Here is a 22,327-nt window from a genome sequence, read left to right as displayed (position 1 = left end):
GGAAGCATAAAGAGTTGACAGTTGTATGAAACTCTCTATAATGCACTTCCATATTGCGGGAATAGCTCAGTTGGTAGAGCACAACCTTGCCAAGGTTGGGGTCGCGAGTTCGAGTCTCGTTTCCCGCTCCAAAATTTTAAAAGCCTCAGTCAAATGATTGAGGCTTTTTTTATGCGTTTTTATCCAGATATGAAACATTATCCATTATCTACACTCAAACTTAGCTTAACTGCCTGAGCTAAAAAATGAGACTCATGTTCACCATCTTCCTGTGCTGTGGTTTATCAGCAACAGGCGGAATCATGAAGAAATCGTGTGAAATCTTATACATTTAAAAACGTGACATTTGCATAGATATGCTAAAATTGCGAAAATTAATTTCTGCTTGAATGAAGACCGTTCAGCCCTGAACGAAGGTTAAAAATTTGAATTCTGAAAACATGTCAAACCCGATTGATTTTCAAGGTGTGGCGCTCAGTACCTTGCGTATAGAAGAACAAGCTTTGCAAACACTGGCCACACAAATTGATGAGCGCTTTAGCCGCGCCTGCGAAATTATTTTGCAATGTAAAGGCCGTGTGGTGATCACCGGTATGGGGAAATCCGGGCATATTGGCCGTAAAATGGCGGCGACTTTTGCCTCGACCGGTACACCTTCATTCTTTATGCATCCGGGCGAAGCAGGACATGGCGATTTAGGCATGCTGGTACGGGGTGATGTGCTGATTGCCATCTCCAATTCTGGCAAAAGTGATGAAATCATGATGCTGATGCCGCTCATCAAACATCTGCAAGTGCCGTTAATTACCATCAGCGGAGATGACAGCGGCCCAATGCCACAAAATGCCGATGTGGCTTTAACTTTAGGGAACATTCAGGAAGCCTGCCCACTGGGTCTGGCACCGACCTCGAGCACCACCGCAACATTGGCCTTAGGGGATGCACTGGCTGTGGCCTTACTTGATGCGCGTGGGTTTACCGCAGATGATTTCGCCCGTTCCCATCCTGCGGGTGCTTTGGGTAAACGCTTGCTGTTGCATGTCAAACACTTAATGCATACCGGCGCCGAGCTGCCAAAAGTCGCGCCAGAAACCCCAATGAACAAAGTGCTGTATGAAATTTCCGACAAGCGTTTGGGGCTGACCACGGTGGTGGATGAACAGGACACCTTATTGGGAATTTTCACTGATGGTGATTTGCGCCGTTTAATCGACAAACAGCAGGGCTTTGATATTCATCTGCCGGTGGCTGAAGTCATGATCAAGCAGCCTGCGACCATTTCTCAGGAAGCCCGTGCGGTTGAAGCACTGGCACAGTTACGCGATAAAAAAATTAATCAATTTGTAGTGGTCAATGATGCACATCAGGTGATTGGTGTGATCAGTATGCATGACCTGATTCAGGCCGGGGTAAATTAAAAAATGGCATCGTATATTTTATTGGAACAGGCACGTCACGTTGAGGCTTTGGTTTTAGATGTCGATGGTATTTTAAGTGATGGCTTTGTTACCTTAACCAATAGCGGTGATGAAATTAAAAACTTTGATATTCGTGATGGTCTGGGCATGAAACTGGTGCAGCAGGCCGGGGTGAAAGTCATCATCATTACCGGGCGTACCAGCCATATTGTTGAAAAACGTATGAATGCCTTGGGTGTGGACCTGATTTATCAGGGCCGTGAAGATAAAGGCGTAGCTTTACGTGAAGCCTGTGCCCAGCTGAATCTGGCACCAGAAGACTGTCTGTATATGGGCGATGACTGGCCAGATTTATCTGCCTTTGCCATTGCCGGGATGAAAGTCACGGTGCCGAATGGTCATGTTGAAGTGCGTCGTCGTGCTGATCTGGTGACTCAGGCGCAGGGTGGCCGCGGTGCGGTACGTGAAATCTGCGATATGATCCTAATGTCAAAAGGCGTATACGAACAGTTACTTGAAAAGTATACCGCGATCCCTCATTAATAAGATATTCCTCTGATTGAGTTGAGTTAAAACCCCACTTATGGATACCCGAGTTTTATATATTACTGCGATTGCAATTGCAGCTGTAAGTGGTGGTTATTACTATTACAGCGGTAAAGGCAATAAACTGGATACCGAGGGTTCCAGAAGTATGACCTATACGGCGGAGCAGATTAACCTGACTCAAACCGATGAACAGGGGAATTTATATGTTCGCGCTCAGGTTGACCGTTTAGAGCAGGATATGCAAAAGCAGACCTCTCAATTACAGAACCTGAATGCGTCGATGTATAAAGAAGGGAAAGTTGATGCCACTTTTTATGCCAAGCAGGCGCATGGCTATAATGACAATGAAAAAGTGGTGTTATCTGACCAGGTGCGTGCCACCAAAATCTTAGCGCAAGGTCAATTAGAACTGCAGACGACAGAATTGACGGGCTATCCGGACAGTCGGGAAATTGAAACCGATAAACAGGTGATGGTGCAGTCTCCACAAGCTGAATTTGTAAGCCAAGGACTGAAAGCCAATTTGAATGATGGTCAATACGAATTTTTTAATATTCGAGGAACATATGAACGTTAATCCGAAGCTTGCAACACCTCGTACTTTCCTGAAGAAAGCCGCGCTTGTAGGTTTGGCAGTATTGTCCTCAGCTACAGCCTGGGCCTTGCCTTCAGACCGGAACCAGCCAATTACCCTGGTGGCTGACCGTGCGACATTTAATGAGCGTACCGGTATTACCACCTATACCGGTAATGTGATTATCGAGCAGGGCACAATGCGTTTGCAGGCCAATTCAATTGTGGCCAATCTGAACAGTAAAAAAGAAATCAGCACCATTACCGCCAATGGTAGTCCGGCACAGTTCCAGCAAAAGACTGACCCGAATAAAGGTCTGGCCAAAGGTCAGGCGCAGAAAATTGTCTACAATGCGGAAACCGGTATTATTACTTTGTCGGGCGGGGCATTTTTACAGCAGGATGGGGCCAGTATTCGCGGCAATACCTTGCGTTATAGTATGAACAAAGGCGATATTGAAGCCATTGGTACGCCAAACAACACCGGATCATCTTCAGGTCGCGTACAGATTGTGATTCCACCATCCAGTTCAAAATCATTCCCGGGAGCACGCGATTAATGGATCAGGTCGTACAGCCACAAACTCTGACAATCAAACACCTGGCCAAAAACTACAGTAAGCGCTGGGTGGTGAAAGATGTTTCTTTCTGTATGCAAAGTGGCCAGATTGTCGGCTTGCTTGGCCCAAATGGTGCAGGTAAAACTACCAGCTTCTATATGGTGGTTGGCCTGGTGCGTATGGACAAGGGGGAAATTCATCTGGATGAACTGGATTTATCTGACCTGGCCATGCATGAACGTGCGCGCAAAGGCATCGGTTACCTGCCACAAGAGGCGTCAATTTTCAGAAAACTGACCATTGCTGAAAATATCATGTCGATTCTGGAAACCCGTAAAGACTTAAACAAGCAGCAGCGTCAGCAACGTTTAACCGAACTGCTGGCCGACTTTAAAATTACCCATATTAAAGATTCACTGGGCATGAGTGTATCGGGGGGTGAGCGACGTCGTGCAGAAATCGCCCGTGCTTTGGCTGCCGATCCGAAATTCATGTTGCTGGATGAACCTTTTGCCGGGGTAGACCCGATTTCTGTCGGGGATATTAAAGATATTATTAGCACCCTTAAAGATCGCGGAATTGGTGTATTAATTACCGATCATAACGTGCGCGAAACATTGGCAATTTGTGAGCGTGCTTATATTGTCAGTGAAGGTGCAGTGATTGCCGAAGGAACCCCACAGGAAATTCTGGAAAATGAAACTGTGAAACAGGTCTACCTAGGTGAAGATTTTAGGGTGTAGTTATTAAAATATACACATCATGGTTCGCTGTGATGTGTGTTTTATCTGTTAAATGTCATAAAGTTGAAAAAATATAAAAAATTAAATTAAAAAAGCATTAAACTTTCACAAAATATTTCATCGTATTCGTTTAATTATAATGATGAGTAATACAAGAGCCGTAATAGGCCAAAAAATAAAGTTAAGTATATGCTATTTGGGGGAATCTTATTGTTCAGTGGTCTGACGGAACCGTCGATGGCCGAACAAAGTTCCACGCATGAAGATTCATCTTTAAAACAGCATTTTGCCTCTATTTTTAGCCCCCAATCTGACCAGAATTTTCATCGTGTCCGTATTAGTGAACTGAGCCAGTTTCAGCTCGATACACAAAACATTCAGGAAATGCCTCGGGTCGTACCAGCATCATCTGTTCCAGAAACAGCGGCATCAGCCCGATCCTCTGTGCAACAGCCTTTGAGTTTTAATGACACCATTCGGACCGCTGTTCAGCGTCATCCTGAAATTTCCCAGGCCATTTCCACAGCAGACCTGACCAAAGGCGAGCGTGGCCGTCAGCTGCTGAGCCTGAATGCCACGCAAATGCTTTATGATTTCGGCAAGGTCAAAAGCAGTGTCAACTTGGAACAAGCCCGTTTAGCCGCAGAGCAGGCCAATGTGCTGGTCAGTATTGGTGATATTGCTTACCAGACTGCCAATGCCATGATTAATATCAAACGCTATCAGGAAATTACGCGTATTGCCGAAGAGCAGATTCAGGGGATTGCCCGCATTGCGGAAATCACCAATTTACGTGCCGAGGCCGGAATTAGTACCCAGGCCGACCCGATTCAGGCCCGTTCCAATCTGGAAGCTGCAGAAGCCAATTTAATTGTGCAACAAACCCAGCTGCGCCAATTTCAGCAAAAGCTGCGCACCTTGGTCGGGTTTGAGGTTTATCAGCGTAACTGGCAGATTCCAGAGCGGCTGGTGAAAGAGGCGCAATTATATTCAGAGCCGGTTTTTCAGCAGATTCCCGGACTAATCGCTGCTCAGGCTGAAGTTGAAGTGGCCAAATTACGCAAGCAGCAATCACGTTTAAGTGCCTATCCCACTTTAAATGTGAAAGGTTCTATAAGTCAGGCCATCAATGGTCGTAATCCAAATAACAATGAAGATGATGGCCTCTATAATTCGATCATGCTGGAAGCCAATAGCAACTTTTATCAGGGCGGCGCAATTGCGTCACAAACCCGGGCGGCCGGTTATGCAGAAGAAGCGGCCAAGGCACGGGTCAATAGTGTGTATCTAGAGGTGCTGGATGAAACCCGCATGCTGCGTGAAGAAATCCAGAACAAGCAGCGCCAGATGAATATTCTGGTCAAGCGTCAGGCCACCACCATCCAGACCAAAGAGCTGTATCAGGAACAATATAAATTAGGCACGCGCTCAGCTGTCGATTTACTGAATGCCGAACAGGCAATTCATAGTGCCGCCAAGGAAATTGAAAATACGCGTTTTGATATTTAAGCCGCCATTGCGCGCTATATCTCCATTACCGGACGGACACGCGATATTTATGATTTAAACCATATATCCATTCAGGGGTTTGAAGTTCAGCCATGAGTACTAAAATAAATTATCAACCGTGGCTTCAAGCAGTGCTGAGCATTGCCAAGCATTACCGGATTGAACCATCCGCAGAACGTATCCGCTTGCAGCTGGACTGGAATCCGAACCAGAACATTGATGATATTTTAAATCTGATCGCCCGTCAGGTGGGCCTAAGTCTGCGCAAAACCGACTTTAGCGCCGAGGTGATCAATCCCTGGCGTTTGCCGGTACTGGTTGAATTCCAGGATGGTCAGGTGGGCGTAATTGACAAGGTCGATGTCGAAGGCAACCTGAGCATTCAGTTCAGTGGCGATCAGGGTTTATCACAAACGCTGGCCAGCGATACTTTGGCGGAGCATGTGTGGCATGTCTATATCCTGCGCCCGGAAAAATCGGTTCCCGATGCGCGGGTAGATGAATATGTCAAACCCTATGAAGATAACTGGTTCTGGTCAATTGTGCTACGGGACTGGAAACGTTATATCGATGTAATGTTTGCCATCCCTGATGGCCAATATTCTGGCACTGGCCACCATCCTGTTTTCGATGAATGTCTATGACCGGGTAATTCCGGCGCAATCGGTTCCAACCTTGTGGGTATTGGCAGGCGGGGTGCTGATTGCGGCCATTTTCGAGTTTAGTTTAAGGGTCGCACGGATTTATCTCTCCGATATTGTCGGCAAGCGCGCTGATCTGCGTATTTCAGACCGGGTCTATGGGCATGCGCTACGGATTAAAAACAGTGAACGCTCCAAATCGACCGGGACCTTTATTTCACAAATCCGTGAACTAGAAGGGGTGCGTGAACTGGTGACGTCGACCACCATTTCTGCAATCGCTGATTTGCCTTTCTTCCTGCTGTTCCTTGGCGTGTTCTGGGTGATTGGTGGGAACCTGTTCTGGGTCATGCTGATTGTGGTACCGCTCATGATTATTCCGGGCATTCTGGCGCAAAAGCCTCTGGCTAAACTGGCCAACGAGGGGATGCGTGAAGGCGCAATCCGCAATGCCATGCTGGTGGAATCGGTACAGGGCATTGAAGACATCAAGTTATTACGCGCCGAAGCCCGCTTCCAGAATCAGTGGAATCATATGAATGAAGTTTCCGCCGATATTGCCATGCGTCAGCGTAAAATTGTTGGGGTGATGACGGCTTGGACCCAGAAAATTCAGGGGCTAACCTTTGCGATTGTGGTGCTGGTGGGCTGTTTTACGGTGATGGATGGGGAAATGACCACGGGTGCTCTGGTGGCCTGTTCAATTTTATCTTCACGGATGCTGGCGCCCATTTCACAGATTGCCGGCGTGCTGGGCCGTTTACAACAGGCCAAAGTGGCGAAACAGGGACTGGATGAATTAATGAAAAAACCGGTTGATCAGCCGGAACATAGCCACTTAATTCATCGTCCGGTGTTAAATGGTCATTATGAATTAAGCGGGGTCAGCTTTAAATATGGCGAAGATGATCCTAAACCAACCTTGATGGTGCCCAAGCTCGAAATTAAAGCCGGTGAAAAAATTGCTATTCTGGGCCGGAATGGTGCCGGGAAATCTACCTTGTTGCAGCTTTTTTCCGGCATGCAAACCCCGAATCAGGGCAAAATTAAACTCGATGGCGTAGAGTTGGGTCTGATTGATCCTGCTGATGTACGCCGTGATATGGGCCTCTTGAATCAGAATGCACATCTGTTTTTTGGCACAGTGCGGGAAAACCTGACCTTGGGTGCACCGTTGGCCAATGATGACGATATTTTGCAGGCACTTCGAATTACTGGTGCGCTGGCTTTTGTGCAGGAAAAGAAAGAAGGGCTGGACCATCTGATTCTGGAAGGTGGTGTGGGGTTCTCTGGTGGCCAGAAACAGGCCTTGTTGCTGGCCCGTTTGCTGCTGCGTCAGCCGAATATTTTATTGCTGGATGAACCAACGGCTGCAATTGATGATGTCTCCGAGAAACAGTTGATTGATCATTTGAAAATGTGGCTTGGGCACCGGACTTTGGTGGTGACCACCCATCGCCGTGCAGTGTTAGAGCTGGTGGACCGGATTATTGTGGTCAATGATGGGAAAATTGTGATGGACGGGCCACGAGACCAGATTCTTAATCAGTCTGCATCTCAACCACGTCAGATGGCAGGAGCGAAGTCATGAGTGAACAATTAAGCAAACGTTCAATGCAGGTGACCGAGCTGGAGCCACCTTTACCTAAAGCCAGTCTGTTTATCTGGATTATCTGTATTGGACTGGCAGTTTTGCTACTCTGGGCCTGGCTGTTCAAGCTGGAAGAAGTATCTACCGGCACTGGTAAAGTGGTGCCATCTTCGAAAGAGCAGGTGGTACAGTCCTTAGAAGGCGGGATTCTCACCACCTTGAATGTCCGCGAAGGGGAAATTGTTAACCGTGGGCAGGTGCTGGCCCAGCTGGACCCGACCCGGTTTGCTTCTAATGTGGGGGAATCGGAATCTTTGCTGGTATCTTCCTTGGCGACTTCGGCCCGGTTACGCGCTGAAGTAAATGGCACACCCCTGGTTTTTCCGGAAGAAGTGTTAAAAGAGCCCAAACTGGTACAGCAGGAAACCGCTTTATACGATTCGCGCCGGGCTAATCTGGAAGAATCGCTGGCCGGTTTACGTCAGGCTCTTGTGCTGGTCGAGCAGGAATTGCGTATGACCGAACCCTTGGTGGCCAAAGGTGCGGCCAGTGAGGTGGAAGTGTTGCGTCTGAAACGCGAGGCCAATGACCTGCGCAACCAGATGAATGATATTCGTAACCAGTATTATGTCAAAGCGCGTGAAGAGCTGTCCAAGTCCAGTACCGATGTACAGACCCAGCAACAGGTGGTATGTGGCAAGTCCGACACTTTGAACCGCACAGTATTCAAGTCGCCGGTACGGGGTGTGGTCAAGGAAATTGATGTGATGACCATTGGCGGGGTCGTGCCGCAAAATGGCAAGTTAATGACCATTGTGCCTTTAGATGAACAGTTATTAATTGAAGCGCGTATCTCGCCGCAGGATATTGCATTTATTCGCCCAGACCAGGAAGCACTGGTCAAAATTACCGCCTATGATTATTCGATTTATGGCGGTTTAAAGGGGAAGGTCACGGTGATTTCACCGGATACCATCCGTGATGAAGTCAAGCAGGACCAGTTTTATTACCGGGTCTATATCCGGACTGATACCGATAAACTGACCAATAAATCTGGCCAGCAGTTCAGTATTACCCCCGGAATGGTGGCCACGGTCGATATTAAAACTGGTTCTAAAACCGTACTGGATTATCTGATTAAACCGTTTAACAAGGCCCAGGAAGCATTACGCGAGCGTTAATCGTCAATTCAACTCAACCTCCCAGTTTGGGAAGTTTTTTTATTGCCAAAACTTGCCTGAAAACACGATATAATTTCAAAGATTATTACATTTTAGCTGTGTTATGCCATTTACCATTGCCTCCCTTGTTCGCTTTGAAGAAGACATTAAAAAGAGCCGTTTTGAGGCCATTGCCGTGCCGGTGGAAAATGAACAGGCGGTTAAAGATTTTCTGGCAGCCAATAAAGACCTGACCACCACCCATCAATGCTGGGCATGGAAAATTGGCCATCAGGTACGTTTTAATGATGATGGTGAACCTTCTGGCACTGCCGGCCGGCCTATTCTGGCCACTATTGAAGGCAATGAGCTGACCAATGTGCTGGTGCTGGTCAATCGCTGGTATGGCGGGATTAAACTTGGCACCGGTGGCCTAGTGCGTGCCTATGGCGGTTGTGCCGGGCAATGCCTGCTGCTGGCAGAAAAAATTGAACTGATTGAAAAGAAAAAAGTCGAGTTTCAGTGCCAGTTTAATGAATGGGCCATTTTTCAATATGAACTGAATAGCCAGAATATCGAGTTTCAGGAACAGTATGGGGCAGATGGCGTGCAGGTCAATGCCTTATTACAGGTGCATCAGATTGAGCCTTTGGCCTTAAAAATTCAGGACGTTACCCGCGGCCGGGAACAGCTCAAAGTCATGGAGGAGCCAGCAGATGACTGAACATGATCCTTTGCTGAAATATCGGGAACAGCATAAACATCGGCTGAATTATATGCCATGGCTGTACTGGTCGCTGAAACCGAAAAACCGGGTTTGGGCCGAAGCCTGGCAAAAAGACTATCAGGCCTATTTGATGGAGATGGAAACGGTAGAAATTGGCGAGAACTGCTTTATTTCACCGCTGGCGCATATTTTTGCCGAACCGGGACGTAAAATTAGCATCGGGGATAATACTTTTATTGCTGCAGATTGTACCTTGCATGGTCCGCTGCATATTGGCAGTGAAGTGGCGATTAATCATCATAGTATTCTAGATGGTGGTCGGGTCGGGATTAAGATTCACGATCAGGTGCGTATTGCCGCCTATTGCCATTTATATGCCTTTGATCATGGCATGGATTTGGCTCAGCCGATTTACCAGCAGCCGGTGCGTTCGCAGGGCATCGAAATTGAACGCGATGTCTGGCTGGGTGCTCATGTCGGCGTTAAGGATGGTATTAAAATTGGCGCCCATGCGGTTGTCGGCATGCACAGTATGGTCACCAAAGATATTGAAAGCCGGGCCATTGTCGCGGGGAATCCGGCACGTTTGATTCGTTATCGTGATTAATCTCATACATAGCTCTCTATCTTCAAATGTCTGTGTTTTATTTACATTTTGTCATGTCATCCGCTGAGGACTTATGCTAAGTTTTAGATAACAATTAAAACGAAAGCCTGGCAGACAGGCAACAAGAGAGGCGACAATGAAACGAGTAATTGCCTGTATTGATTCTTCACCCTGTATCAATGCACTCGCGGAAGCCGCAGCGTGGATAGCCAAGCAGACCCAGCGGGAACTGGTGCTGTTACAGGTGCTGGACTATTATCCGGCCAGTTATCACTTAGGTGAAATTAGCGGGGTCATTGGTTTTGAAAGCAATGCCATGTTATTGAAGGAACTGGCCGAGCTGGAACAGAAGCAGAGCGACATTGCGCTGGAATATAGCAATAATCTGCTGCGTCATATTTCCGAGATGGTGCAGCAAAAATATAATATCGTGCCGACCCAGATTCAGGAAAAAGGAGATTTTCTTGAACAAAGTTTTAATGTCTTGCAAGAAGATGATATTGCGGTCATCGGCCGGGTTGGGGAGCGTTCCGCCGAACGCAATAAAGCCCTGGGCAGTAACGTCGAAAACTTTATCCGCGGGGCCAATTGTGCCGTTATGACGGTGGGCGAGCAGTTTAAACCGCCAACCCGTTTTATTTTCGCTTATGAATATTCACCAACCTGCTTAAAAATCATGAAGCGCATCACCCAAAGTGATTTGCTGCGTCTGCTGCAATGTCATTTGCTGTATGTGGGTGATCATCCGGAAATATTGAATGAGCCGACCCAGTATTTAAAAGCCGCTGGTTTAGATGTGGTGGTGGAATATCGTTATGGCGATGTGGCGGAGAATATTCTGGATTATCAGCGTGAACATGGTATTCAGCTAATTTTGCTTGGGGCCTTTAGTCATAGCAAAATCCATCAGTTTTTCTTAGGCAGTATTACCACCACCATTTTCCGGAATTCGAATGTGCCGTTACTGGTGGTGAAATAAAGCCCAAATATCTTACACGCATCTGATGAATTACTGTCCAAGGTTATCCGCATTTATTGTGGATAACTATATGGACAGTATATGTAAGTTTATAAAAAATAAAATAAATATTATTTTGTGTGTTTTTTGTTCTGTTTGGGCCTTATTTAACGATGGCCAAGGCAAAGCCATCATGCCCTTTGCTGCCTACCGTTTGCAAGGCAGTTGAGGACAATAAACGTGGATGCTCCTGCATCAGCTTAAACATCTCGCGAATGCCTTCAATGCTAGGCTTGTGATTGTCCGGATTGATGATGTCACCGGCGCGAATTACATTGTCCAGGAAAATTAAGGTGCCGGAGCGTGACAGATTCAGGCTCAGTTCCAGATATTCCGGATAGCTCTGTTTATCGGCATCAATAAAAATAAAGTCAAACGGGGCAGTATCAGCCGGCAGGCTCTTTAAAATATCGGCGGCGCGGCCAACACGCAAATCAATAGTCTGTTTCAGCTTGGCCTGATCAATATTTTCCTGCGCCACGGCGGCGTGTGCATCACGGCCTTCAATAGTCAGAATATAGCCATCTTCCGGTAAAGCGCGCGCCAGCCACATGGTGCTATAGGCGGCAAAGGTGCCAAGTTCCAGAATACGTTTACAGCCGTTCATCTGAATTAACATCTGTAACAGCATGCCCTGGTTGGGCGCAACAGCAAGGTGATCCGGATACCCCCGATCATCGGTATGTTTTAAGGTTTGGGTCAGAATCGGATCTTCAGGAATTAAATGTGTTTCGATGTAGTGGTCGAGGTCGGTCCACATTTGTTTCATAGTCGGGGGCACCTTTGTTGCAATGCATGCATTTTAAACTTTTCCCCCTAGAGTGCAATTTTTATCGGGAGAGTTGCAGAATTAATAGACATAAAAAGAGGTGCCGCAGCACCTCCGTATTCAGATCCGGATTTATTCGTAATAGCACATTGACGAATAGCGGCTTAAATCCGGTCCCCAGGTACGATAGCCCTGCGTATCAATATGGATTTGCCCTGAAGCATACAGTCCCAAGCCCATATTCAGGCTTTGACCATACTGGGTCCAGAACTGGCACAGTCTGAACTTGGTATTTTCAATAAAGGCATAATCTTGCGGCTGTGGAAATTCCGGCCCAATCCGGAAATCAATAGCGGAATTATATAAATGCCGTGAGGAACTGGCACCACCGGCGCACTGGTTCAGCGGTAAATCGCGATAGACTGAAGTGACTTCAAAATCGGTCAGGACTTTGGAGGCAACCAGATATTTAAAGACTTTTAAGGTTGGAATCTGATTGCGCCATAATTCGCGGTTGGGCACCATGTATTGCGAGCGGCCACATTTTTGCCAGTCACGTGCGGTGCGCAGTAATTCAAAACTTGGAATAATATTGCCGACGCCTTCAGCATTCAGGAATTTTTCATATTCGCGGACCTGGCGCAGGTTATCGGTCACGGCAATCCAGCTGTTATAGGCATAGGGCACCACTTTTGGTGCGACCTTGCGTTCATAGCTGATTTTTTCTTGTGGGATATAAATCCGTTTTCCATCAGGCGAATGAATCGTTTTCCCTTTCTGCGGTGTGGTTGTACATCCGAGCATGATCAGGGGCACGATGCTGAGCGAGAGCACCGCCTTGAGAAATTGCGTCATTATGCAAATCAAACGTTTACTAAAATCCTAAGCATTCTAATCTAAAAGCTTCGGTAAAAATTGAAAATATTGCAATCAAATGTGTGTTTTAGGTATAAAAAAAGATCAGCTTTTGCTGATCTTTTTAAAATTACTTTTCTAAGTATTGTAATTTGTCCGGCTTGCCATTCCATTCTTCACGGTCAGCAGGCTGTTCACCAATTTGCGTGATATTTGGCCATTTTTCTGCCAGTTCAGCATTCAGCTCGATAAATACTTCCTGACCTTCTGGTAGCTCATCTTCCGAGAAAATCGCATTGGCTGGACACTCAGGTTCACACAGTGCGCAGTCGATACATTCATCCGGGTTAATCACCAGGAAGTTTGGACCTTCATAGAAACAATCTACAGGGCATACTTCTACACAGTCTTGATATTTACATTTAATACAGTTTTCAGTGACAACAAATGTCATGGCGACAGCTACCTAAAAATATGGTTCTAATAACTAAGCTGTATTTTAGGCAAAAATGATGTGAACTAACAATTGCTTTTACTGATATTTGATATAGACAGTGCTACTAAATTTGATAAAAGTGCTATAAAACCATCAAAAAAACTTATAAATGAAAAAGACTCTCAAATGAGAGCCTTTCCATATATGAAATTCAAGTCTTGAATCAGGCGTTTAGCTGCTCTTTCAGGGCATACAATTGCTCTAGAGCCTGACGTGGGGTGAGATTATCGACATCCAGTTGGCGTAAGGCTTCGAGGGCCGGTGATGGTTTTTCAACTTCGACAATCCGTTCAATCACTTCAGTTTCTACCACCGGTTCACTGAATAAATCATGCTGGACCGATTTTTGTACCGACTGATGTGACTGCTTTTCCAGAATCTTCAGGCGATTTTGTGCTTCTTTAATCACATTGGCAGGAATACCGGCCAGTTTGGCCACCTGCAAACCATGACTCTGGCTGGCCGGACCCTGCTGGACTTTATGCAGTAAAATCAGGTTGCCATTGAGTTCTTTGGCCGTAACATGATAATTATCAATACCTGATTCTTTGCCCAGCTCGGTCAGCTCGAAATAATGCGTAGCGAACAGGCATAAGCATTTGATCCGTTTGGTTAAATCCAGCACACAGGCCCAGGCCAGGGACAGGCCATCATAGGTACTGGTGCCACGGCCGACTTCATCCATCAGCACCAGTGACTGATTGGTGGCATGATGCAGAATTTGCGAGGTTTCGGTCATTTCCACCATAAAGGTTGATTTACCGGTAGACAGGTCATCGGCCGAACCAATCCGGGTGAAAATCCGGTCAATCGGACCTAGCACCGCAGCTTGAGCCGGCACATAACTGCCACAATAGCCAAGCAGGGCAATTAGTGCGGTCTGGCGCATAAAGGTCGATTTACCGCCCATATTCGGCCCGGTAATAATTGCCATACGATGGTTAAAATCCAGTGTGGTGTCATTTGGGGTAAATGCGGTTTTGCTCAAGGCTTCCACCACTGGATGACGGCCGGCGACAATCTTGACTCCAATTTCCGGTGAAAATTCCGGACGGGTCCAGTTTTTCAGGCGGGCCTGATGGGCAAAGTTGGCCAGCACATCAATCTGGGCAATGGCGCTGCTCATCATCTGCAAATTGCCAATGTCCTGACGCAGCTCATCCAGCAGCATTTCAAACAGCATTTTTTCCCGTGCCAGCGCGCGTGATTCACTCGACAATACCTTATCTTCAAAACTTTTCAGTTCTGGGGTGATATAACGCTCGGCATTTTTTAAGGTCTGACGGCGAATATAATGCTCCGGTGCCTGTTCAGCCTGCGCACGGGACAGTTCAATATAGTAGCCACTAACGCGGTTATAGCCAATTTTAAGCGTGTTGATGCCAGTACGTTCACGCTCCTGAATTTCCAGATCAATCAGGAACTGGCCGGCATGATCACGGATTTGACGTAACTCATCCAGCTCGCTGTCAAAGCCTTCGGCAATGACATTACCATCACGCAGCAACACCGGTGGCTGTTCCACAATGGCCGCCATTAAACGCTGGTAAAGGCCCTGAAAATCGCCCAGTTCTTCATTCAGCTGTTGTAAATATTTGGATTGGCCGGCACTGACAATCGGCTGCACGGCATGACGTAAATACGGAATCTGGGCACAGGCCTGACGCAGCTGCACCAGATCACGTGGGCGCGCACTGCCTAAAGCGACCCGGCTCAGCACACGTTCAATATCACTAATTTCTTTCAGTACCAGACGAATTGGTGCATCGTGATAACCGGTTAAAATCGCTTCGGTCGCATCCAGCCTTGCATCCAGCAGTGCGGTATCACGTAGCGGTTGCATTAAGGTGCGGCTAAGTAGACGACCACCCATCGCGGTCTGGCAGTCATTAATCAGCTGAAACAGTGAGGTGCCGTGTTCAAATAAAGGTTCAATCAGTTCCAGATTACGCCGGGTCACCGGGTCTAGCGCAATAAAATCGCTACTTTGTTCCAGCTGAATCGAGCGGATATGCGGCAACGCCGTTCTTTGGGTTTCTTTGGCATAGTGAATCAAGGCGGCGGCGGCGGCTTTGGCCAAAGGCAAATGATCAATCCCAAAGCCAGATAGGGTAGCTACGCCTAGCTGGTCACACAGGGTTTTCTGGGCATTATTCAGGTTAAAATCGACATTTGGACGTTTGGTAACCGGGCAATCCAGCTGTTTTTTAACAGACTCGATGATATTCGGATCGACAATATCTTCATCGACCACAATTTCGCTTGGCATGAGACGCGACAGTTCAATCGCCAGCTGTTCCGGTTGATACTCCTGCTGCTGGACCTTGAAAATACCGGCACTTAAATCTAGCAGTGCAATCCCGATCTGGTTCTGCTGTAAACAGAGCGCGACCAGATTGGAAGATTGATAGCTGTTGAGCAGGGCATCGTCGGTGAGTGTGCCGGGGGTAATAATCCGTACTACGCCACGTTCCACCGGGCCTTTGCCAGTTACCTCGCCAATTTGCTCGCAGATCACCACGGTTTCGCCTTTTTTGACTAGTCGCGCCAGATAACCTTCGGCAGAATGATAGGGCACGCCGGCCATCGGAATTGGCTGGCCATTGGCCTTACCGCGATGGGTCAGGGTAATGCCTAACAGTTTGGCCGCCTTGTGCGCATCATCAAAAAATAATTCGTAGAAATCACCCATTCGATAAAACATTAAAGAATGTGGATGTTGCATCTTCACTTTTAAATATTGTTGCATCATCGGGGTATGCGAAGATAAGTCAGCCACAATTTCTTGCATGTTCATGTACATTCAGTTCCTTCAATTAACGCATGGGTGTTGGAATGGCTTTCACCGCGTGGATGTCATTTGGGCCAGCTGGAGCAGGTAAAACATCGTGTTTAAATCCTGCACGTCGATGCTGTTGACGACCCAACAAGCGCTTCATCTTAACAAATTTAGCTAGGCGGAAAAAACCGATTCTGGAAAATCTGTGCTGAAACTGAGCAGCTTATGGCGGAGAAAATTAAGCGAGCAATACAGCTGATGAAGATTGCAGCAGAGAAGACCAGGAAATATGGAAAGCAGCGTTGCAGCAATGCGCTCGAAGCAGCAGGAGAGGCACTCTATACTGGGGTAAAGAACAACATGAAGATGAGCCCATGATGCCCAAATTCTATTATCAGGCTTTGCCAGTACAGGTGTATTTTGGTGCGGGGGAAGCCAAGCGCACGCAGGATATTCTCAAGCAGGCCGGTTATCACAAGATTCTGCTGATTGCCACGCCCGGCCAGCAGAAGGCCGCTGAGCAGCTGGCCCGGCAACTTGGTGATTTGACCGTTACGGTTTATGCACATGCGGTAATGCACGTGCCGGTAGAAGTCGCACGACAGGCGATTCAGGCCGCCCAAGAATTGCAGGTGGATTGCTGTCTGGCGTTTGGTGGCGGTTCGGCTATTGGTTTAGCCAAAGCCATTGCTCTGAACACCCATCTGCCGATTGTAGCAATTCCGACCACCTATGCGGGCAGTGAAATGACCCCAGTATATGGTATTACGGAAAATCAGCTGAAAACCACCGGCAAAGCTGCACAGGTGTTACCGAAAATCGTGATTTATGATCCAGCGCTTAACCTGAATCTGCCGGCAGAGATTTCTGCCTGTTCGGGCATGAATGCCATGGCGCATGCGGTGGAGGCTTTGTATGCAGAAAATAAAAATCCGGTGATTAGCCTGATGGCGCTGGAGGCGATTCGCTGTCTGGCCACCGCTTTACCGGAACTGGTACAGCATCCGAACGATATTCAACTGCGTGAACAGGTCAGCTATGGCGCGTGGCTGGCTGGGATTTGTCTGGGTTCGGTCGGTATGGCGATTCACCATAAAATCTGTCATAGCCTAGGGGGCACCTTTAACCTGCCTCATGCGCAAACCCACGCGATTATGCTGGCCTATTCGGTGCACTATAACCGCCATGCCGATGTACAGGCGATGGATCAACTGGCCGCTGCACTGGGTGTTGACAGTCGGGAGGAGCTGGGCCGTTTTATCTATCAATTAAACCAGCGCCTGCAGATTCCTCTGGCTTTAAAAGACTTAGGGTTACCGGAACACGCCCCGGCGGACATTGCCCGGATGATTTGTGATTCGCCGTATTATAATCCGCGTGAATATGACGATGATGAATTAAAGCAGCTGTTGCTGCAGGCTTATGCCGGTTTGCCTCCTGCCACACTTTAATATGTGGCAATATGTAGCCATCTTCCAGAGATAAAAAACCGAAGCGGTTGAAGGCTTCGGTTTTTTATTGGCAGGTTAAGGTTTATATAAACCCAGCTCCTGCAAATGTAAGCGTAAAATCCGGCGCAGTTCTAATACCGCCTCCGGGGTTTCCTGAATCGAGTGGCCGCCGGTAATAATTTTTTCAGACTGGGCCTGTTTCAGATGTGCACTTTCATAGGCCACAATATCATCGGTGATGAGAGCAGGGTCGTTACTCTGACTGGTATTGCCCATAATGCTATGATATTTCAGTCCTTTACGTGGCTGAATATCTTGAGTTAAGGCAATAAATTTGGATTGATGGCTTAAATCGCTCGGGCCATTTTGAATTAGACTCTTATCCAGTTCATTGACCAGATCTTTCAGGCTCGGATCTTCATTTAACAGCGAATCGGTGGCCGCATTTAAAAATGCCCCCGGTAAACGGATAATTTTACGCGCCACTTTAGTAAACCAGCGGTCGGCATATTCGGTACCGCGGTGCGGAGCGGCCAAGAAAATCGCCCGGTTAAAATTAGGAATATCCTGCATAATCAGGCGCTGCTGAATCACGGGAATACGGCGATATTTGGCCAGTTGCCGGTCACTCATCATCGACATGGCTTCTTTGGATACATCGGCATCACTGACCAGGAGTCGGGCAATAATCCCGCCCATACTGTGGCCGACCAGCACCGCATCTTTTTTTGCTGCGGTTTTAGGGTTGACCTGCTGGAAGGCTTGGGTCAGCAGGGCATGAATCTGGAAACGGCTTTCAATAATTGGCATATTGGTCGAATAAAACACCTGCCAGACCTGATAATGCTCGCGTAACACTGGATCACCCATAATATCGTTGGTTAAGCGAATCCAGGCTTCCGGACTACTGGCCAGACCATGCACCAAAACCAGCACTTTTTTATTCGGATTATATGGTTCCAGAAAATATAAATGCGGCATGGTCAGCTTGTCATCACGGTCAATCAGTGACAGATAAGCCGATTTCAGCAGATTATTTTCCGCCAGCCACAGTCCATAAGGCGCAGAAAAATTAGCCGCCAGCGGATAGTTTTTATTGGCAATGCGGGCCTGTTCATATTTATAGGGATCATAGGCGCGCAGGCGAAAATCCTTGTTCAGGATATCCTCTACATTGCCAAACTGCTGCGGTTCAGCCACCAGGGTTGCCGCCAGATAACGGGCCTGATGGATATTCGGATTCTGATTGTTTGGATAACGATGGCTTAAAGGATCAATAATATAACGGGCTTTCTCTGGCTGATCTGCGCGTTGCTCCGGCAGAATTACCAGAAATTCCGAGCCAAAACCATCACGACGGGTAATGGAACGCAAGCCTGAAAAGTTCAGGTCATAGGTGGCTCTTAACTGCTCGATTTTTTGCTGTTTTAAGGTTGGAAAATAATTGAAGTCAATATGATAGGTACTTTCACCGACCTGAATCTGGCTGGCCACCACATCTGGTTGATAGCGCAGGGTATAGCTGGACACCAGTTTGGCAATGGCCTGATTATAAAAGTCGCGGATTTGTACCTGACGGTTGTCAAAAATCCGGTCTTGGGGCGCCCGTTCGGTTTTGAACATATAGGCATAGCTATAACGGATACTTTTATCCAGCATAAACAGCTGCTGGTCGAGGCATTTTTGATAGTTCTGCTGCTGTAATTGCTGTTTTTCTTCGGACTGGTGTTTGCTTAAAATTCCGATTTTACAATTGGAAGAATCGGCCAGTTGCATGGCTTTGGCCAGATAAACTTCGCTGGCAGTGGACAGCAGCTGTTCATCCAGAATTTCCGGAATCTGCTTCAGTTCATCAATACACTGTTTCGGGTTTTCGGTACAGATTTGCGCTTCACGGCCAGTCATGGACAAGACATTGAGGCTGGCCTCGCTCAATCGGTCACGAGATAAAATACTTTCCCGCTCGTTGGCAATGCTGACATTTAATGCTTGCTGTTTAACACTGACCGTTTGGCAGCCAACGAGAATGGAACTGCTGAGCGCGGTGGCCAGCATCATCTTATACGTCATAGTGGTCATGTGAATTCGCATCGTATTTTATAAGTTTTTTTTAATCATACTGAATTTCTTGGTTTTTTCAATTGACAAAAAAATAGGCCATCTAACATGACCTATTTTTTCTTGCACCGGGCTTAAGCCTTCGGTGTCATGATTTGCCAGACATTCCAGCGGCCCTGTTTTTCAATTTCAGTAATTAAACGGTCGGCCACAGCTGCTTCTTGCGGATACTTGATCTTGTAGTTTTTCAAGGTCTGTACCGCATTTTTCTTCTGCTCTAAAGCAATATAGTTGTTGGCAGCAGCCAGATAGGCTTCCTGTACGCCAGCCTTCATGGCTTTATCTAAATAAGAAATTGCTTCACGATGACCGCCACCTTCAGACAGGGCAAAACCAAACCAGAAATTGGCTTCGGCATCTTCCTTGTTAATTTTCAGGATGCGCTGCGCATAAGCCAGAGAACGGGTGGTATAAATTGAACCTAAGTCCAGGTTACGTGCCATTACGCTGGCTTTAAAGGCACGAATCAGCACATCAAAAGAGGCATTTTCCTGTACCGCCAGGCTGTCCAGTTGTTGGGTGACTTCTTTGAGTTTAGCTTCAAAACCGCGGCGTTCCTGACGGTCAGTAAAACGTGGTGGATAGTGACGTGCTTTACCTTCGACCATCTGTAAAAAGTCATCAATTTCGGTGATGTCAATTTCATTTTCACCGGCCAGCACCGCAAACTTCAAGCTGCGCTGGTTGTTGTTGATGGTCGGAATAATCAGACGGTTGGTGTCTAAAGTAATTTTTTTCGATGGATTATCCGGGGCAGTTACTTCCATTTTAGTCACTGGCTGGGCCGCAGCCTGTCGCAGGTTCAGTTCAAATGGAGGAGGTGCATCATAATTAAACGGATTTAAAGCATAAAATGGAGGGGTCAGATCAGGCTCGGTAAACACAATTGGTGCATTGGCTGGGTTTTGTTGTTTTGGTGCAGTGGAACAGGCTGAAACTAAAGTGGTCGCAATCAGAGCAAATGCCAAAGGCTTAAGCGTCATAATATTCATCCGTTAATTTATTTTAAAATGGCTGAGCATGTTCGTCAGTCTAAAAAATCTGTGACGAACATGCAAGAGAAGGCAAGAAGTTTGCTGTTACCGTGTTGTTAAGCTTTGGACTGACTGCTTTGTGCTTCACATTCACGGCGCACATCTTCAATAATTTTTAATTCTTCAGCACTAAATGGCTGTTCGTTTTGCTGCTGCTTTTTAAAACTTGGGTCGAGTAAAGACAGACGCTGACATAAGGTATTCATGCGTTTTTCATTGTGCTGAATACGGTCGAGCAAGACCCGCATACCGTCTAGAATCGGATCAGACTGATCCTGGGTAGCCGCATACGGCTGGAAACCGATGCTTTCGGCATAGTCACGGCGGCGTGCTTCGGCTTCATCTTTTGGCTGATCTTTGGTAATAAAACGTGCCGGATTGCCGACCGCAGTGGTATTGGCTGGTACCGCTTTGGTTACCACTGCATTGGAACCGACTTTGGCATTTTTACCCACGGTAAATGGCCCGAGAATTTTCGCGCCAGCACCGACAATTACCCCATCTTCTAAAGTCGGGTGACGTTTGCCTTTGTTCCAGGTGGTCCCCCCAAGGGTCACGCCATGATACAGGGTTACGTCATCGCCAATTTCGGCTGTTTCACCAATCACCACACCCATACCGTGGTCAATAAAAAAACGGCGACCAATTTTCGCACCTGGATGAATTTCAATACCGGTGGCAAAGCGGCTAAATGAAGACAGCAGGCGCGCCGAACCCTTGCAGTCTTTGTTCCAGAGTTCATGTGCAACCCGATGCATGATCAGGGCATGAATGCCGGGATAGGTGGTTAAGACTTCCAAGGTATTGCGTGCAGCAGGATCGCGCGCAAAGACAGCTTGTATATCTTCTTTGAGCTGTTTAAGCATTATCTTGATCCTCGTCCTGTGTCGATGTTGTTGATGATTTTTTCCATGAACCGTTATTCAATGCCTGTACGCGACTAAAAATGCCACGTAATAAGTGATATTCCATACGATCTAATTGTATACGTCCAAAAAGCCGACGCAAGCGCAAAGGTAATAATCTTGGATTTTTCGGATCCATAAATTCAATCTCGGCCAGCATTTTTTCAATATGCGGATAGAACTGTTCCATCTGGGCATGGGTCACTAAAGGTTCATCCCATTCCATTTCGATACCATCAAGAACTTGCATGGTGGCTTTAGGGTCTGGCTGCTGTTCTACCCGGGCCATGGCTGCCATCCGCATTTCATAACAGATAATCTGAATGGCCTGGGCCACGTTTAACACGCCGTAATCGCTATTCACCGGAATGGTGACATGGTAATTGGCTAGGGCCAGTTCTTCATTGGTCAGACCACGATCTTCACGGCCAAAAATCACCGCAATTTCCTGATGCGATGCCGTGACGGCCTGCATGGCTTTTTCCGCAGCCGGGCGGACATCCAGCAGCGGCCAGGGAATGGTGCGGCTGCGCGCACTGGTACCAAACACCAGATGACAGTCCTGAATGGCCTGTTCCAGGGTGTCGACAATTTCAATCTGTTCAATCAGATCGGTGGCACCGGCCGCCAGTGCGTCAATATCCGGATGCGGATAGGTCTTCGGTGCGACCAGCACCAGTTTGGACAGGCCCATGGTTTTCATGGCGCGTAAGGCGCTGCCGATATTGGCGGGCAGAGTGGTATTGACCATGACAATACGCACATGGGAGAGATGTGCTGACAAGGCAGCATTGTCGACTTGACTCATACAAGGTCCAGAATAA

General features: G+C 47.3%; 19 protein-coding genes, 1 tRNA gene and 2 pseudogenes. 14 read left to right on the top strand and 8 right to left on the bottom strand.

The window, feature by feature from the left end; all coding sequences use genetic code 11:
• Window positions 1–55 precede the first annotated feature (55 nt).
• From GA693_RS06605 to GA693_RS06550, 12 genes and pseudogenes are all read left to right on the top strand, one after another.
• Window positions 56–131 (top strand) — tRNA-Gly (locus GA693_RS06605).
• Window positions 132–440: 309 nt separating this feature from the next.
• Entirely contained in the window at window positions 441–1,418 is a 978-nt protein-coding gene (locus GA693_RS06600; protein WP_005178820.1) for a KpsF/GutQ family sugar-phosphate isomerase, read from the top strand.
• A gap of 3 nt (window positions 1,419–1,421) precedes the next feature.
• Entirely contained in the window at window positions 1,422–1,961 is a 540-nt protein-coding gene (locus tag GA693_RS06595) for a KdsC family phosphatase (protein WP_005178818.1), read from the top strand.
• A 40-nt stretch (window positions 1,962–2,001) separates the two neighbouring features.
• A complete protein-coding gene (gene lptC / locus GA693_RS06590; protein ID WP_005178816.1) occupies window positions 2,002–2,544 on the top strand; it encodes an LPS export ABC transporter periplasmic protein LptC in 543 nt (180 codons plus the stop codon).
• Window positions 2,534–3,100 carry a lipopolysaccharide transport periplasmic protein LptA gene (lptA, locus tag GA693_RS06585; protein WP_005178815.1) on the top strand — a complete coding sequence of 189 codons (567 nt, stop codon included), beginning with the start codon at window positions 2,534–2,536 and terminating at the stop codon, window positions 3,098–3,100. The genes lptC and lptA overlap by 11 nt, the downstream gene beginning before the upstream one ends.
• Window positions 3,100–3,843: an LPS export ABC transporter ATP-binding protein gene (gene lptB, locus GA693_RS06580; protein WP_075166901.1), complete on the top strand. Its 744-nt coding sequence runs from the start codon at window positions 3,100–3,102 to the stop codon at window positions 3,841–3,843. Before lptA ends, lptB begins: the two co-directional genes overlap by 1 nt.
• A gap of 237 nt (window positions 3,844–4,080) precedes the next feature.
• Window positions 4,081–5,448 (top strand): annotated as a pseudogene (locus GA693_RS06575) (TolC family protein).
• Window positions 5,445–7,584 (top strand): annotated as a pseudogene (locus GA693_RS06570) (type I secretion system permease/ATPase). Before GA693_RS06575 ends, GA693_RS06570 begins: the two co-directional pseudogenes overlap by 4 nt.
• On the top strand, window positions 7,581–8,765 hold the full coding sequence (locus GA693_RS06565; protein ID WP_160241201.1) for an HlyD family efflux transporter periplasmic adaptor subunit: 1,185 nt from the start codon (window positions 7,581–7,583) through the stop codon (window positions 8,763–8,765). Before GA693_RS06570 ends, GA693_RS06565 begins: the two are co-directional and overlap by 4 nt.
• 103 nt (window positions 8,766–8,868) lie before the next feature.
• The gene (locus GA693_RS06560; RefSeq protein WP_160241202.1) at window positions 8,869–9,468 is read left to right on the top strand and encodes an IMPACT family protein; all 600 of its coding nucleotides are present in this window, start codon (window positions 8,869–8,871) and stop codon (window positions 9,466–9,468) included.
• Window positions 9,461–10,078 (top strand): acyltransferase, encoded by a 618-nt coding sequence (locus GA693_RS06555; RefSeq protein ID WP_104473705.1) that lies wholly within the window; start codon window positions 9,461–9,463, stop codon window positions 10,076–10,078. The genes GA693_RS06560 and GA693_RS06555 overlap by 8 nt, the downstream gene beginning before the upstream one ends.
• A 136-nt stretch (window positions 10,079–10,214) precedes the next feature.
• Window positions 10,215–11,057 (top strand): universal stress protein, encoded by an 843-nt coding sequence (locus GA693_RS06550; RefSeq protein WP_005178808.1) that lies wholly within the window; start codon window positions 10,215–10,217, stop codon window positions 11,055–11,057.
• 142 nt (window positions 11,058–11,199) lie between these two features.
• Here the strand turns inward: GA693_RS06550 and GA693_RS06545 are convergent, their stop codons facing one another.
• From GA693_RS06545 to mutS, 4 genes are all read right to left on the bottom strand, one after another.
• A complete protein-coding gene (locus GA693_RS06545) occupies window positions 11,200–11,865 on the bottom strand; it encodes an O-methyltransferase (RefSeq protein WP_005178807.1) in 666 nt (221 codons plus the stop codon).
• 132 nt (window positions 11,866–11,997) lie between these two features.
• On the bottom strand, window positions 11,998–12,720 hold the full coding sequence (locus GA693_RS06540; RefSeq protein WP_005178806.1) for a D-Ala-D-Ala carboxypeptidase family metallohydrolase: 723 nt from the start codon (window positions 12,718–12,720) through the stop codon (window positions 11,998–12,000).
• 130 nt (window positions 12,721–12,850) lie between these two features.
• Window positions 12,851–13,174 carry a ferredoxin FdxA gene (gene fdxA / locus GA693_RS06535; protein ID WP_005178805.1) on the bottom strand — a complete coding sequence of 108 codons (324 nt, stop codon included), beginning with the start codon at window positions 13,172–13,174 and terminating at the stop codon, window positions 12,851–12,853.
• 205 nt (window positions 13,175–13,379) lie between these two features.
• On the bottom strand, window positions 13,380–16,013 hold the full coding sequence (gene mutS, locus GA693_RS06530; RefSeq protein WP_104471029.1) for a DNA mismatch repair protein MutS: 2,634 nt from the start codon (window positions 16,011–16,013) through the stop codon (window positions 13,380–13,382).
• A gap of 207 nt (window positions 16,014–16,220) precedes the next feature.
• Between mutS and GA693_RS06525 the strand changes: the two genes are divergently transcribed.
• Both GA693_RS06525 and GA693_RS06520 read left to right on the top strand, forming a co-directional pair.
• Window positions 16,221–16,373 (top strand): hypothetical protein, encoded by a 153-nt coding sequence (locus tag GA693_RS06525; RefSeq protein ID WP_155756624.1) that lies wholly within the window; start codon window positions 16,221–16,223, stop codon window positions 16,371–16,373.
• Window positions 16,373–17,446 carry a maleylacetate reductase gene (locus GA693_RS06520; protein WP_160241203.1) on the top strand — a complete coding sequence of 358 codons (1,074 nt, stop codon included), beginning with the start codon at window positions 16,373–16,375 and terminating at the stop codon, window positions 17,444–17,446. The genes GA693_RS06525 and GA693_RS06520 overlap by 1 nt, the downstream gene beginning before the upstream one ends.
• Before the next feature lie 75 nt (window positions 17,447–17,521).
• Here the strand turns inward: GA693_RS06520 and GA693_RS06515 are convergent, their stop codons facing one another.
• From GA693_RS06515 to GA693_RS06500, 4 genes are all read right to left on the bottom strand, one after another.
• Complete coding sequence (locus tag GA693_RS06515) at window positions 17,522–19,525, bottom strand: esterase/lipase family protein (protein WP_160241204.1); 2,004 nt, start codon at window positions 19,523–19,525, stop codon at window positions 17,522–17,524.
• Window positions 19,526–19,638: 113 nt separating this feature from the next.
• On the bottom strand, window positions 19,639–20,547 hold the full coding sequence (locus tag GA693_RS06510; protein ID WP_160241205.1) for an ABUW_2363 family tetratricopeptide repeat lipoprotein: 909 nt from the start codon (window positions 20,545–20,547) through the stop codon (window positions 19,639–19,641).
• 107 nt (window positions 20,548–20,654) lie between these two features.
• Complete coding sequence (gene cysE / locus GA693_RS06505) at window positions 20,655–21,464, bottom strand: serine O-acetyltransferase (protein WP_005178800.1); 810 nt, start codon at window positions 21,462–21,464, stop codon at window positions 20,655–20,657.
• Window positions 21,457–22,311, bottom strand: a complete 855-nt coding sequence (locus tag GA693_RS06500; RefSeq protein ID WP_005178798.1) for an RNA methyltransferase — start codon at window positions 22,309–22,311, stop codon at window positions 21,457–21,459. Before GA693_RS06500 ends, cysE begins: the two co-directional genes overlap by 8 nt.
• Window positions 22,312–22,327 lie beyond the last annotated feature (16 nt).

The sequence above is a fragment of the Acinetobacter indicus genome, from assembly GCF_009914475.1.
Lineage (GTDB): Bacteria > Pseudomonadota > Gammaproteobacteria > Pseudomonadales > Moraxellaceae > Acinetobacter > Acinetobacter indicus.
The sequence above is the reverse complement of the archived record's forward strand: the minus strand, read 5'-3'. Positions and strand labels throughout refer to the sequence as shown.